The sequence below is a fragment of the Paenibacillus sophorae genome, from assembly GCF_018966525.1.
Classification (GTDB): Bacteria; Bacillota; Bacilli; order Paenibacillales; family Paenibacillaceae; genus Paenibacillus_AQ; species Paenibacillus_AQ sophorae.
Genome location: NZ_CP076607.1, coordinates 5,281,652 through 5,295,212, shown reverse-complemented (window position 1 = coordinate 5,295,212; position 13,561 = coordinate 5,281,652). Strand labels below are relative to the sequence as shown.

The 13,561-nt window shown below is 47.9% G+C and carries 15 protein-coding genes and 2 pseudogenes; 8 read left to right on the top strand and 9 right to left on the bottom strand.

Translation table 11 applies throughout. From position 1 onward, the window contains the following. Nucleotides 1-3: 3 nt before the first annotated feature. Complete coding sequence (locus KP014_RS25640; RefSeq protein ID WP_036604744.1) at nucleotides 4-966, bottom strand: glycosyltransferase; 963 nt, start codon at nucleotides 964-966, stop codon at nucleotides 4-6. 197 nt (nucleotides 967-1,163) lie between these two features. Here KP014_RS25640 and KP014_RS25635 point away from each other — a divergent pair, with 197 nt between their 5' ends. From KP014_RS25635 to KP014_RS25620, 4 genes are all read left to right on the top strand, one after another. Continuing rightward, nucleotides 1,164-2,033 (top strand): glycosyltransferase family 2 protein, encoded by an 870-nt coding sequence (locus KP014_RS25635; protein WP_051500679.1) that lies wholly within the window; start codon nucleotides 1,164-1,166, stop codon nucleotides 2,031-2,033. A 34-nt stretch (nucleotides 2,034-2,067) separates the two neighbouring features. Next, on the top strand, nucleotides 2,068-2,838 hold the full coding sequence (gene rfbF / locus KP014_RS25630) for a glucose-1-phosphate cytidylyltransferase (protein ID WP_036604742.1): 771 nt from the start codon (nucleotides 2,068-2,070) through the stop codon (nucleotides 2,836-2,838). Beyond that, a complete protein-coding gene (gene rfbG / locus KP014_RS25625; protein ID WP_051500678.1) occupies nucleotides 2,805-3,914 on the top strand; it encodes a CDP-glucose 4,6-dehydratase in 1,110 nt (369 codons plus the stop codon). The genes rfbF and rfbG overlap by 34 nt, the downstream gene beginning before the upstream one ends. A gap of 197 nt (nucleotides 3,915-4,111) precedes the next feature. Further along, a complete protein-coding gene (locus KP014_RS25620) occupies nucleotides 4,112-4,498 on the top strand; it encodes a stalk domain-containing protein (RefSeq protein ID WP_036604735.1) in 387 nt (128 codons plus the stop codon). Nucleotides 4,499-4,730: 232 nt separating this feature from the next. Here the strand turns inward: KP014_RS25620 and KP014_RS25615 are convergent, their stop codons facing one another. Both KP014_RS25615 and KP014_RS25610 read right to left on the bottom strand, forming a co-directional pair. After that, nucleotides 4,731-4,979 carry a helix-turn-helix domain-containing protein gene (locus tag KP014_RS25615; protein WP_036604733.1) on the bottom strand — a complete coding sequence of 83 codons (249 nt, stop codon included), beginning with the start codon at nucleotides 4,977-4,979 and terminating at the stop codon, nucleotides 4,731-4,733. A 9-nt stretch (nucleotides 4,980-4,988) separates the two neighbouring features. Continuing rightward, entirely contained in the window at nucleotides 4,989-5,465 is a 477-nt protein-coding gene (locus KP014_RS25610; RefSeq protein WP_036604731.1) for a DUF2975 domain-containing protein, read from the bottom strand. Nucleotides 5,466-6,090: 625 nt separating this feature from the next. Here KP014_RS25610 and KP014_RS25605 point away from each other — a divergent pair. Further along, nucleotides 6,091-6,684, top strand: coding sequence for a YdeI/OmpD-associated family protein (locus KP014_RS25605; protein WP_036604729.1), 594 nt, complete (start codon nucleotides 6,091-6,093; stop codon nucleotides 6,682-6,684). A gap of 159 nt (nucleotides 6,685-6,843) precedes the next feature. Here the strand turns inward: KP014_RS25605 and KP014_RS29445 are convergent. From KP014_RS29445 to KP014_RS25575, 6 genes and pseudogenes are all read right to left on the bottom strand, one after another. After that, a pseudogene (locus KP014_RS29445) lies at nucleotides 6,844-7,050 on the bottom strand (hypothetical protein); the annotation flags it as partial. 251 nt (nucleotides 7,051-7,301) lie between these two features. Then, the gene (locus KP014_RS25595) at nucleotides 7,302-8,243 is read right to left on the bottom strand and encodes an NAD-dependent epimerase/dehydratase family protein (RefSeq protein WP_036604727.1); all 942 of its coding nucleotides are present in this window, start codon (nucleotides 8,241-8,243) and stop codon (nucleotides 7,302-7,304) included. Further along, nucleotides 8,240-8,803 carry a dTDP-4-dehydrorhamnose 3,5-epimerase gene (gene rfbC / locus KP014_RS25590; RefSeq protein WP_036604725.1) on the bottom strand — a complete coding sequence of 188 codons (564 nt, stop codon included), beginning with the start codon at nucleotides 8,801-8,803 and terminating at the stop codon, nucleotides 8,240-8,242. Before rfbC ends, KP014_RS25595 begins: the two co-directional genes overlap by 4 nt. After that, nucleotides 8,800-9,807 (bottom strand): glucose-1-phosphate thymidylyltransferase, encoded by a 1,008-nt coding sequence (locus KP014_RS25585; protein ID WP_051500677.1) that lies wholly within the window; start codon nucleotides 9,805-9,807, stop codon nucleotides 8,800-8,802. Before KP014_RS25585 ends, rfbC begins: the two co-directional genes overlap by 4 nt. Then, a complete protein-coding gene (locus KP014_RS25580; protein WP_051500676.1) occupies nucleotides 9,804-10,796 on the bottom strand; it encodes a hypothetical protein in 993 nt (330 codons plus the stop codon). The genes KP014_RS25585 and KP014_RS25580 overlap by 4 nt, the downstream gene beginning before the upstream one ends. A gap of 26 nt (nucleotides 10,797-10,822) precedes the next feature. Continuing rightward, entirely contained in the window at nucleotides 10,823-11,812 is a 990-nt protein-coding gene (locus KP014_RS25575) for a hypothetical protein (protein ID WP_139210605.1), read from the bottom strand. A 230-nt stretch (nucleotides 11,813-12,042) separates the two neighbouring features. Here KP014_RS25575 and KP014_RS29440 point away from each other — a divergent pair. The 3 genes and pseudogenes from KP014_RS29440 to KP014_RS25565 all read left to right on the top strand — a co-directional run. Then, a pseudogene (locus KP014_RS29440) lies at nucleotides 12,043-12,153 on the top strand (helix-turn-helix domain-containing protein); the annotation flags it as partial. A gap of 180 nt (nucleotides 12,154-12,333) precedes the next feature. Further along, nucleotides 12,334-13,395, top strand: coding sequence for a hypothetical protein (locus KP014_RS25570; protein ID WP_246590583.1), 1,062 nt, complete (start codon nucleotides 12,334-12,336; stop codon nucleotides 13,393-13,395). A gap of 22 nt (nucleotides 13,396-13,417) precedes the next feature. Next, entirely contained in the window at nucleotides 13,418-13,561 is a 144-nt protein-coding gene (locus KP014_RS25565) for a hypothetical protein (RefSeq protein WP_175491873.1), read from the top strand.

The window sequence follows — 13,561 nt, the reverse complement described above, 5'->3', positions numbered from 1 at the left end:
CTCCTATTTTCCCCAATACTCTGAGATGGCCAGTTGATACAGAGAGAGATAGCCGTCAACCATTTTGGATACCGAGAACCGTTCTGCGACATAGTGTCTTAATTGATCAGGGGAGTAGGGGGCTTCATAATAGTAAAGCTTTCCTGCCATCTGTTCGAATGACTCGCACATCATCTCGGGAAAGAACTCCAGTATTTCCGGAACGGCACCCTTCGAGAGAGCAAGTACAGGGGTCCCGCAGGCCATCGCCTCAATCAGTACAAGCCCGAACGGTTCCGCCCACTGGATAGGAAAAAGCAGGCATTTGGCATGCTTTAACAAATCCTGGCGGACTCTTCCGCCGACCGGGCCGACAAATTGGAGCAGGGGATTGCGGTTCAACCGGGGAGAAATCTCATGATAAAACAGTTCTTCATCATGGAGCGGTCCGGCTATAACGAGCCGCTGTCCGGTCATTTCCGCAAGATCCATCGCTTCGAGAATTCCTTTTTCCCGGACCACTCTGCCCATAAAGAGCAGATAATCTTCTTTTTCATAGCTGAACTCATATTCTTCAGGAACAATACCGTTGTGCACATCAAATCCGTATCCGCCGCCTATCACTTCCCTGGCACTGCGGCTTACATATATTGGAAAATGGACGGGATTGTAGACAGGCAGATGAATGGTATGCACTAACGGAACATTTACTTCAATACGGCTGAGCGCAGAATCAAAGGTATGGTCATGAATAATGTCAATGTTTTGCGGGAGATTTTCTTTTATATAAGAGCCGATGGAATCATCTCCGTAAAACGGGTAGTTAATTACGGTTCCCCAAATATGGCTTCCGGATGGAGCATAGAGAATAACTTCATGTCCCCTCTGGGCCAACCCTTGGGAAAGCTCATAGATTATGCGTTCCGTTCCTCCATCCCTGGGGGGAGGGACCGTTTCATGATTTGGCGCGACTTGCAGAATTCTCATGGAGAACCCTCCTGACTAAGCTTTTGTATATGGACTATGACATCATATGATTCCCATTTCGCCGCTGCATACGGAGTCCGCCTATAACTCTAAATAATCCTCATGCCCAAACCGGTCAAAATATGCGGATTCCCCGGTGTAATTGTCCATAGCTATAATCCTTCCGCAGGAATCTATTGTAAGAGGAGGAGATGTGGATGGCGAACCTTTCTGTCCTGATGCCAGTCTATAACGCATCCCGCTTTCTGGAGCAAGCGGTGGAGAGCATCCTGCAGCAGAGTTACACCGATTTTGAGCTGATCGTCATTAATGACGGATCTACCGACAACAGCCTGGAGATTCTTGAGCGATATTCCGATCCCCGCATCAAACTGATTCATAACGGGTCGAACAGCGGAATTGTGTCCAGCCTTAATTGCGGCTTGAACGCCGCCTCAGGAGCATACATTGCCAGAATGGACGCGGACGATTACAGTCTGCCGGATCGCTTCAAGGCACAGATTCAGTTTATGGATCTGCACCCCGATATCGGGGTCTGCGGTACACAGTACCGGATAATGGATTCTCCTAGGTTCGGAGTATCCAATACCACGCTTCCTTGCGATCCGGATATTGTTGCTTGTTCACTGCTGATCAACTGCTGCCTCGCACACCCTACCGTAGTGATGAGAAGGCGGGTTCTGGACCAGCTTCACGGTTGGCCGTATGACCCCAATTATCAGTATGCGGAAGACTATCATCTCTGGGCCAGGCTTTCAGCAATCACTCGTATAGCCAACCTGAATCAATGTTATTTGCATTACCGCTATCATGATCAGCAGCTCAGCAGAACCAAAAGCCTGGAGCAGATCTGGCAAGCGGATCGGATTCGTCTGGATTTATTGAACGGAATGGGGATTGACCCCACTCCCGAAGAATGGGCGCTTCATCTTAATTTATGCCATTTGAGGAGCCGCGGCCTGTCCGAACGGGAGTGGACCCGAAAAATATTTTCCCGGAATCTTCTTGTCAGAAGGTATGATCAGGTCGCGCTGATGGATGTGCTAAACAGTGTATTGAGAGGATAATTTTCACGTAAATCCTGAAAGGGGATGTCTTGGAATGAAGGCAGTAATTCTGGCAGGCGGCTACGGCACGCGTATCAGTGAAGAATCACACCTACGGCCGAAGCCGATGATCGAGATCGGCGAGAAGCCCATTTTATGGCACATCATGAAAATGTATTCCCATTATGGATTTAACGACTTTGTGATCTGTCTTGGCTATAAAGGCAATGTAATCAAAGAGTATTTTTCCAACTATTATCTCTATAATTCCGACGTCACTTTCGATTATGCCAATCATAACGAAGTCTTGATTCATCAGCGCAAGGCGGAGCCCTGGAAGGTTACATTGGTGGATACGGGGCTGGAGACGCTGACCGGAGGGCGGTTGAAGAGGATTGCCGAGTTCGTCGGCGAGGAGACGTTTATGATGACTTACGGTGACGGACTCTCTTCGATTGATCTTGGCGCCCTGCTCAAATTCCACCGCAGCCACGGCAAATTGGCTACAGTAACCGTAACCCAGCCACCAGGGAGATTCGGAGCGATGCAGCTTAATGACCAGCAGCGGGTTGAGGCTTTCCGGGAGAAGCCCAAAGGCGACAACTCCTGGATTAATGCGGGCTTTTTTGTGCTCGAGCCGCAAGTATTTCAATATATCGAGGGAGACCGAACGGTATTTGAGCAGGAGCCGCTGGAGCGCCTTGCCAGTGAGGGCCACTTAATGGGCTTTCAATTCGAAGACTTTTGGCATCCAATGGATACTTTGAGAGATAAGAATTATTTGGACCAATTATGGAAATCGGGGAATGCTCCGTGGAAAAAGTGAACTTTTGGAAGGGTAAAAAGGTGTTTCTTACCGGCCATACTGGCTTTAAAGGCTCATGGCTGTCCATTTGGCTGCATCAACTCGGAGCGGAAGTCACCGGCTACTCCGATGCGCCGCCGACTGATCCCAGCCTGTACGAATGCAGCAAGGCCGGTCAGCTTCTGACTTCAATCACAGGAGATGTCCGGGATGCCGCCCGCCTGCAGAAGGCAATGCATGATGCCAATCCGGATATCGTGCTTCATCTCGCCGCACAGCCGCTTGTCAGGGAATCCTATCAGCGGCCGGTGGATACGTATGCGGTTAATGTGCTGGGAACCGTACATGTACTCGAAGCGGTGCGCCAGAACAACGCCCAAGGAGGCAGGATTAAGGCGGTTGTTAACGTTACAACGGACAAATGCTACAGTAACAAGGAATGGTTCTGGGGATACAGGGAAAATGACAGGCTTGGCGGCTTTGATCCTTATTCCAACAGCAAAGCCTGCTCCGAGCTCGTCACCGCTTCGTATCGGGATTCCTTTTTTAACCCCAGCCGGTATGAGGAGCATGGAGTGGCTATCGCGTCCGCAAGAGCCGGCAATGTGATCGGAGGCGGAGACTGGGCCGGTGAAAGGCTTATCCCGGACAGCTTCCGAGCCTTCTGCAATGAGGTTCCCTTGGTCATTCGAAGTCCACATTCGGTACGCCCCTGGCAGCATGTATTGGAGCCGCTTGGCGGTTATCTGCTGCTGGCTCAGCGGTTGTATGAAGAGGGAGTGAGGTATGCGGAAGCCTGGAACTTCGGACCGGAGGAACAGGATGCGCAGAGTGTGGAATCGGTGGTCAGCCGTTTTTGCCGTTTATGGGGAGAGGGAGCAGCTTATGAGGTTGTGCCCGATCATCAGCTCCATGAAGCCGCTGCGCTGAAGCTCGACTGCTCCAAGGCAAAGGCTAGGCTTGGCTGGCGGCCCAGATGGAATCTGGATACCGCACTGGTTCAGACCGCTGCCTGGTATAAAGCTTATTTGAATGGGGAAGACATGCTGGAGCTCTGCCGCGCACAGATTGGGGAATTTGAGCAGGCAAAGGGCTGATTCGAGAGAGATTGGGGTGTCCCGCAAGCCATGGAAATGGCTGCCGGGATGCCCTTTATTTTTGAATGGGAATCAGGTAGGTGTTCGGGGCATGGCGCTCGGCATATCCAGGAAAATACAAATGTTGTGCAACTTTATCCTGTTTCGTTACGTTATAAAAAGTAAGGTTGCTATATGAATTAAGGAGGTCCCTGGCTTTGAAGCTACCTTTAAAAATTTTAACGTTCACCATCGCTGCCAGTTGCCTCCTGGCGGTACCCGCCACTGCAGCCACCACCGTTTATGCTGGAGGCGCGTCATCGGTTCCAGCCGATCCTATAGCCCTGGAGGCCGACGTTCCTGCCGTCACGGGAACGACTAAGGAAATCAAGTTACGAACAGACTTCAGCGTTAGAATCGTTAAAGAAGCAGATAAAACGGATGACGAGCCCGCTTACTTGGTCACCGGACATGGGTATCGGTTACTGCCGCTTAGAGCTGTCGCTGAGAAAATCGGCTATACGGTGAAATGGGATCAAGCGACCCGTTCGGCAGAAGTTAGAAAAGGCGCGTCATGGACAACGGTGCAGAAAGACACCGATTAATACCTGTATAATGACAGGACGCCGATCTCGCTTGGCATCGCTCCGGTTATAATCAACGACTCGCTTTACGTGTTACAGGATTTTTTTAGCGAAGTGCTGCAACTTTCCGTTGAGCTCGAGCAAGGGACAGATGTCTTATTTATCAGCCAGACGCAGGAGTAAAGACGCTATGTAAAAGCCGACCTCAGGGTCGGTTCTTTTTTGCCTTGAAATTGTTCAGTAATGTGTTCTGTTAGTTCAATACGGTCGATTGTTCATTTAATCCTTGAGTATCTTCGTCAATTTTGTATTCTAAAATATCTCCAGGCTGACATTCTAAAGCCTTACAAATCGCCTCTAAAGTTGATAATCGAATCGCTTTTGCCTTTCCATTTTTCAATATGGAAAGATTAGACATCGTTATTCCAACCCTCTCCGAAAGTTCTGTAACGCTCATTTTCCTTTTAGCTAGCATCACGTCAATATTGATTATAATCGCCATGTTTTCACCTCAGACCGTTAAGTCATTTTCTGATTTTATATCTATGGCATTTTTTAAGAGCTTTTGAAGAACAGCAGCAAAGATTGCAATCACAAATGAAGCAAAAATAATGACCAATCCGAGTGCCGCGAGACCTGGAGCGTCGTCTTCCTGCGCCATGACAAATAAGAATGGCAGGCATGCCCCATACAAGATACTGATTGTGATTGCACAGTATTTTATATTCTTTAAAGCTCTTACAGACAATTCTGAGAAAGCAATGTTGTTATCAATATAGCTTAAAAGTCTGAAAGACTGATACAAAGCAAAGAAAAACGGGATCGCTGCTGCATACATACCGATTAGAACGGGATAAAGCATATAAGCCGGATAATGTTCTGCTGCTTCTTTAGCTATCCAAGGCAACCAAAATATACACAAAGCAAGAATCGGAATTGCAATAAGACAAACAGTTGCCTTTAAAAAGAGTGTTGTTCCTCGTTCCATAAAATGCACCTCACTAATGTATTGTCAATTTGAATTTAACAGAAGATTTATCGTTTTACAATATATTTTGATTGTTATATAGTGTATTACGATTGTTTTGTATATTCCCTTTAATTTTTATACAAAGTATAACTAAAACTATTTAATTTATGACTTGATCAACTAACCTGCCCTTCGCTTAATGCTGTATCGTCAGTCAATCCTGAAATAACTTTATTTCATCATCTTATGGTGCCGCATTAGCGGACAACCAATTGATACAGTAAAAAGAGAAGCTGCATAAGCATGCTCCTCTACGATCGTTTCCCGTTTTTCAATTAGAGTCTGTACGCAAACTGTACAATCCATAAAAAAGCAGTACAATTGAACCTATGATACGCAGATACGAAATAAGCGATGAAGAGTGGAATGTCAGTGAGCCGTTTTTGCCCCCTACTCATTTTGAATTATGTTTCGATAGAACCCGATTGGAGCCAGGTCATAATCGACACGACCGTAGTCCGTGTCCACCAGCATGGAACGGGCGCAAAAGGAGACAAGCTAAGCAAGCAATCAAGTAGATTTTGAAAATGAACTGCTTATTTTGAAAACAGAATATTATTATGATGAAGAGGGGTGTTCCTTGATGACAAATAGTAGAATGAATCCTAAGGTTGATGAATTTTTAAGCAAAGCCAAAAAGTGGAAGGAAGAATATGAGAAGTTGAGAAATATCGTTCTTGACTGTGAGCTGATCGAAGAATTTAAGTGGATGCATCCTTGTTACACGTTTGAGAAAAAAAACATAGTTCTAATACATGGATTTAAAGAATATTGTGCGCTTCTGTTTCACAAAGGTGCCTTGTTACAGGATGCCCATGGGATTCTAATCCAACAAACGGAGAATGTACAGGCGGCGCGCCAGATTCGGTTCACCACTGTTCAAGAAATAGCTGCAATGGAAACCATCTTGAAAGCCTATATTTATGAAGCCATTGAAATTGAAAAAGCCGGTTTGGAAGTGAATTTTAAAAAGAATACAGAATTCAACATTCCTGAAGAACTTCAAATTAAATTCGATGAAATCCCTGCCTTGAAAACTGCTTTTGAAGCATTGACGCCCGGACGGCAAAGAGCATACATTCTTTATTTTTCTGAACCCAAACAATCCAAAACTCGAGAGTCAAGGGTTGAAAAATGTATGCAGCAAATTCTGGGTGGAAAGGGATTAAATGATTAGGGCGTGTATGCAAACCTAAGCAAGCCAAACCAGTTTCTAGACTGCCGCTGTTTTTATTGAACTATAGTGTTCCGTTCAACAACAATCATGCAAATTAAGGGAGGTCTATGGTACGATCCTCCCCTGTTATACCTTCAAAGAGGATGTACTGAAAGCTCTCTAACTCCGTTCTTTTCCAAGTGCGTGACGCTTCTGGTCCCAGGTTCCGTTCACTTTAAGTCCATCAACTAAATCACGAATTGGAACAAACAGGCTTTGCTGGTTGTACTGCGTTTTAACATCTGTTTGGATCTCGGCACTGTCATAAAACGTCTGATTGGTCGTCATATTGATTTCTAGAACGTGGTTGTTTAACTGGATTTTAACCCACTTTCTTTTCCCTCATTAGACGATAAACCCAATTGAAAGTTGCAAATGCAAGCAAACAATTCTGTTATGCTTCCTGCCCTTCGTTAATGGCGCATGCCCTGCCCACATCAATACATATCAACGTCAGGCCGTCTCATGCAGAAGCCAGCAAGTCTTTCCATAGCCGAAAGACCTGCTGGCTTCTTAACTTTTCTTTGCAATTTTGAAAAGGGAAGGCGGTTTTATGGGACAGCCTAGCCCTTCTATGCTCATTGGGCTGAACGCTCCAGTCCGAGGAAGATCAGGCGGATCTCCTCGCGGAAATCCTCGGCTCCCAAGTGATCCTTGAATCCGTACTTCTCTTCCAATTTCTGAAGGGATATATCAAACTGGTTCTCCTGCTGCGGCTCCTCCCCTTGAACGAGCAGCCCTACCGGATCGGTATACATTTCATCGTGAACTTCCTTAACGCATTTCGCAGCTTCCAGAATAGTCATATGAAATGGGGAGCCGAGATTCAGCGTATCGTAGGAAGCTGGGAAGTTCGCCAGCACGGCGCTTGTCGCCTTGGCCACAGTGTCAACGCTGACAAAGTTTCTTCTTTGTCTTCCCGAGGAGCGAATCGTAATCGTCTTGTTGAAGAAAGCTTCCCTGCACAGGCAGGCCGGAACCAGACTCCAGCGGTTGATGGTCTGAGACGCAAAGTGGCCGTACACATTCGTCGGCCGGATGCTGACTGCACGCAGCAGTCCTTTTCTTGCGTACATTTCCGTATACAGTTCAGCCACCGCATGATTGGCCGCGTAATCGTTCTCAGGAAGGACTGCCGATTCTTCCGTGACCATCCCTTGCAGTTCAGATCCGAGCACCTGTATGGTCGAAAAGAATATCATCTTCTGTATTTCGTTGTTTACGGCAAAATCCAGCACATTTTTGGTCCCGATCAAAGAGAGCTTAATCCCTTCCCGGCCATTCTTGGAAACGATATCGTTGGCGGCTGCCAGATGAATAACGGCGTCTCCGCCGATGCGGAGCCCGGGAAAACCGCCCGAGAGCACATCCGCCGCAATATCCTCATAGGCTTTCCCGGAATCGGCTGCATGCTCCGGCAGGCTGCGGAAAATCCTTACCACCTCATGGCCTTCCTGGCGAAGCTGCTCGCACAAAGAGCTTCCGATAAATCCTCCCGCTCCGGTCACAATATACCTCATGCCGAATCAAGCCCTTTATTTTGCGAAATGAATATCTCCAGCGTAGGCAGATTCTTGTCTTTTTCAGAGAGAATCGGAGTTTCCGTAGGCCACTTCACAGCGATTGACGGATCATTCCAGCGAATGCCGCCGTCCTCTGTGGGAGAGAATTTCGAATCTACTTTATATTGTACGGTGCAATGATCGCACAGCGTGCAGAAACCGTGGGCGAAGCCGCGCGGAATATAGATCATCGCCCGGTTGTCTTCGGATAGTTCAATGCTGTCCCATTCTCCAAAGGTCGGGGAGTCTTTCCGCAGATCTACAAATACGTCAAGCACGGCGCCGGTAGCGACCCTTACGAGCTTGGTCTCTGAACTGGGAGAATACTGGAAGTGCAGTCCCCGGATCGTCCCTTTGCGAACCGACACCGATTGATTCTCTTGAATCCAGTGGCGTTGGATGCCGTAAGAGGCGAAGATGGACTCGTCGTAGGTCCTCATAAACTGCCCCCGGTGATCGGAAAGCGGAGACAATTGGATTTCAAACACGCCTTCCAGCCTTCTTGGAATAATCTTCATCCTTGATCTCCTCCGATCTTAAGGGCGGTTGGTCCTTTGGCGGAAGAGCCTATGATGCTCGCCTCATCGCCAAGAATGCCGGCAATGACGGCCTCGCCGGTGCCGCTGATTGTGACATCCCGCAGCAGAATGCTGTGTTCTAGACGGCATCCCTCCAAATGGGCTCCGGACATGACCGAAACATAAGGGCCGATCGTGCAGTTCTTTATTATGCAGTCGGAACCGATGACCACCGGAGCATGAACTGTACAATTGACCAGAGTGGATTCCCCGGAAATGCCGTTCTTCTCTCCGTACAGCTCATCCATCATCCAGTTGTTGGCCGCAAGCCACCGCTCTGAGGTCCCCACGTCGGAGCAGTGCTCCCGGGTTATCGCATAGGCAACCCTTTCTCCGCTGTCGATCAGCCGCTGTATGGCGTCCGTTATTTCCAGCTCTCCCCGGTCAGAGACCGTCAAGGCTCGGATGTAATCAAAAATTCCAGCTTTAAAGGCGTAGCTGCCGACGACCGCGAGATTGCTTTTGGGGAATTTCGGCTTCTCTTCCAGCGCGATAATCCGGGTTTCATTGATTTCGGCAACACCGAACTGCTGCGGATTCTCAACGTGAGTGAGCAGGATGCAGGCGGCCGAGTGCTTCAGCTGGTCAATCAGCGTCTTGAGGGGTTCTTTGATCAGATTGTCGCCGAGAAGCAGAATGAAATCACTCTGTCCGATGTAATCCTCAGCTGCGGCCACCGCATCCGCAATACCCCTCGGCACTTGCTGGTACAAGTAAGTCAGGGATACTCCGAATCGTTCTCCGCTGCCCGCGGCGCCGCGAATCGTCTCTTCCTGGGACGGATGGATCACGATTCCGATCTCATGAATACCTTCATTGGCCAGCTTTTCAATCGCATAGAACAAAATCGGTTTATTGGCGACAGGAAGCAGCGTCTTCGGTTGGGTAAGTGTAAACGGTCTTAGGCGGGTACCTTTTCCGGCGCAGACGATCAGTCCTTTCATATTCCACCGTCTCCCTCCCGGGAGCCGAATCTGGACAGGAAGGGATCGCGGCCTGACTCAAAAGCCTGAACGTCGCTGCCGTATGCTTTCCTTTCTTCTGCGGTTATCGGACTGCCATCCAGATAATAGTCATAGCTCCAGGGGACTTCGGAGAGTTCCTCTTTGCCCATCGTATCCATCTCCTCCAAATAGAGCTGCAGCAGCCGGTACAGCGGGTTTCCACGGTCGGGGATCCACTCGTTCATACAATATTGCAGCATCCCGTGCAATCCGGAATAGTGGTAGCAAACGAAAGGAACATTATTTTCCAGCCAATACCGTCCATTTTCCTCACGGACAATTTTTCGGCAGCGCTCATGCAGATTCCACGCGGCGACATTATACCCCGGATGCTTCCATACCTTGACGTTAAATAAAGCCGGAGCCAGGTCCACCCATTTCTGATCCACAAAAAAGGGAGCGTTATAATAGCAGTAGCTGTACAGCCGCTGTCCCCACCATTCCAGAAAACGCATCGTTTCCTCCGATCTTCGAAGCGCCAGAAAACCGGTATTAAAAATACCATGATGCAGATAGCCGAGAGGCTCGCCGTTTGGTTCGATCCGGTGAGGGGATAACAGAATATCATGATGCTCCAGGGCGGCCAGCAGGTCATCGTAAGGAGCATAGGCGATGATATCGGTATCCATGAATACGACATTCATCTCCTCCGGATACCGGTCGAATAATAAGCGGAGAAACGCTGGTTTGATCGAGGTTACCCCCTCAAGCAGACTGTATTTAAAGATACTCCCTTCAAACCGGGGAATTCCCAGATCCTTGGCAAGAATCACATCATCAAACCACGGTACGTTAAGCGCCGCCGGATGAATCGTCCGTTCCATCAGGCAAATTACAACCCGGGCATACGGCATGTGATATTTGGCTGCTCTTGCCATCATTTTTGCCTCGTGCAGGTTATCGGCACAGGTCACCGAACAAATAATCATGGAGTGCCTCCTTGTCATAATCGGGATTAGAAATCACTGTGGTTTGAAAGAGAGAAGGGATTTGCCTCAACAAAATGGTCTATTTTTGCCGCTCTATAGCGTAATTTGGTCTCATCGGCAATCTTCTCCCCACTGTAAAAGTAGTCGTAGTTCCAAGGCAGGGCGGGATGCTGGAGTGACAGCCAAGCCCAATTTTGCTTATATTCGTTCCACATTTGTCTATAAGTCCCGTCATGGGGAGTATAGGTGTCTATGCAGCTGTCCAGCAGTCCCAAAAAGTTGCTGAAGTTCGCGCAGCGAAGAGGGGTGTGGTTGGTTAGACAGTATTCATCGCCGGCGCGAAAGAGCTGTCTGCCGTTCTCATGCAGATTCCAGAATGCCAGATTATACCCCGGATGGCGAAGTATGCCCGTATTGAAAAAAGCGGGTGCGAAATTCAGATAAGGCTGATCGGTAAAAATTCCGTTTGGTTGTCCGCCAAAATCGCCTGCAATGATCTTCATCCACCAATCTGCGAAATTGCGTCCTTCCCAGGAATTCTTCACGGCCACAAGACCGCTGTGAAAGGTGCCGTCCTGCAGCGTGCCGATTTCGCGGGAACAATCCCAGGCGTCCGAAGGTTCGAGGTGATGGGGGGTTAAGACAACATCATAGTAGCTAAGCATGTGTTCGATCTCGTCAAACGGCTTAAACACATACATCTCCGGATCGAGATAAACAATATGCTCTTCAGCCGGAAAGGCTTCAAGAAGATAGGTTAACAGCTGCCCCTTCATTGCCGTGCCGCATTGGAGTGAATTAAACTTGAATATATATCTGTCAAAATCGTGGAATCCGATGTAGCCGGAAATTTGTCTGGCCGTAAAAATCCAGTCAATGTCCGGCAATGGTCCCACTGGACTCTCTTCTACAAGGCAGACTAAAACTTTGGCGTCAGGCATTTGCCGTTTGACTGAGCCTGCCATCAGCCTGGCCTGGGCTAATCCGGATGCATTAACTACCGTTCCGATAATCACGGGTGGATCATCCTCCTTATACTGAAATCCGAATACTGCAGTATATAGGTTGAATGCGTAGACCGGCACGGCGCCTGTCTTCCTGTTCGAAATCCCGATAAATTAAAGGTTTATTAATTGACCGCTGGAGAGTAATAGATTAGTATTGCTATATACTAATATTTGGATGCATAGTAAATGTCTTGTTGGAGGTGACTCTATTGATCAGCAGTGCTACGATCCGATGTGAAATGGAAACTTATATTCGGGAGCAGGGACTTACGATGCAGAGCTTTGCGGAGCAGGCCGGTGTCAATCGGGGCACCTTGAGCGCCATCATCAACAGAAAGCCCCCCCGTAAAATATCCGTGCGCGAGCTTGATTTGATAACCAAAGGCATGGGTCTGCCCGAAGGGGAGCTTTACAGTCTTTATGCGGAAGAATGCTTTATCCAGTCCGTGCCCCACTGGCGCCGGCTGAAGCCTTTTCTGCTTCGCTGCGCGCAGACGGGGAAGCTGGACTGTATTGGAAAAGTGCTCGAAATGCTGCTGGACAACTTGTCCCATATCGGGGAGATCTACGCTACCGCGGAGCAGATGTATGAGCAGGGATACAGAGATGCTTCCAAATTATTGTACCGTTGCGTGATCGAAAGCGAAAAATACAACAACTCCGAGCGCCTGGCCATCAGCCACTACCGGATGTTTCAGATAGCCATTGGAAAGGATATGGAGGCCAATTTGAGGGCGGCGCTGCAGTTCGAGCCTTACCGGAAATCGCTGCCGGTGGAACTGCGGCTTGATGCTCTGGTAGAACTACTTCGAATTTATTTTTCCGTACATAATTGGAAACAGTTTGAAATGTTATCAGATGAGTTGATTGACCTGGCCCACACGGTTTATAGGGAGTGGAAAGATGAAACGAGATTCTTAAGTTCTTCCCAGGGAGAGCCGATTCGGCTGCGAAAATCGTTAATACGTTACTTTGGACAGGGCTATCTTTGTAAAGGAACCGCGCTTCAAAAAATGGGGAAGTATGAAGAGGCCGGTAAGGCGATTGCTCTCTATGCCGATTTAAGCTGGCTAGGACCGGAAAATGCTGAAGAAGAGCAGGAAGTGCTGCAATTCCGCGATTGGGCCCAAGCTAATTTATATACTTTAGATGTCCTTATGGGAAAACAGGAAATCTTGGATGAATATGCTGATTTTCTTGGCAATCACCCGGGGGAAGTTCTGTCGGGACTAGCGACAATAATTCAGTCTGCTAATATTTATAATTTTTCAATAGACGACATTATTTGTAAATTTGTTGATGAAATTTCTGGATTTGAGAGTTATAATGATACTGTGAACTTGGAACGGCGGTTGCGCCTTGCCATTCAGATGTCCGTTTACTTTTTCCGCCACAGCAAATATGAAGAAGGTATTGAGAGTTGTCTTAAAGCTTTGGATCTTTCCTTTAAGACCAACAATGAGACCGTTTTTGCGGAAGCGACATCGCTTTTGGAGGCGTACAGAGAATACGTTGGGCCGACTCAGAACAATCAATATAAAATGGTTATGGAACAAATGCGGATTAGGACAACTCTGAAATATACAATTTAAACTTAGAGGAGGATTTGGAATCGTGAAAAAAATCATAATCACTCTGGTTACTTTGTTTCTTCTGACATTAGGTACTACCGCATTTGCAGACGGAGCTAAAAGTTCACCGAAGCTGGGAGGCGGAGGTTCTATTGTCCAACCGCTGGATCATGGAGTGGGTGTATAA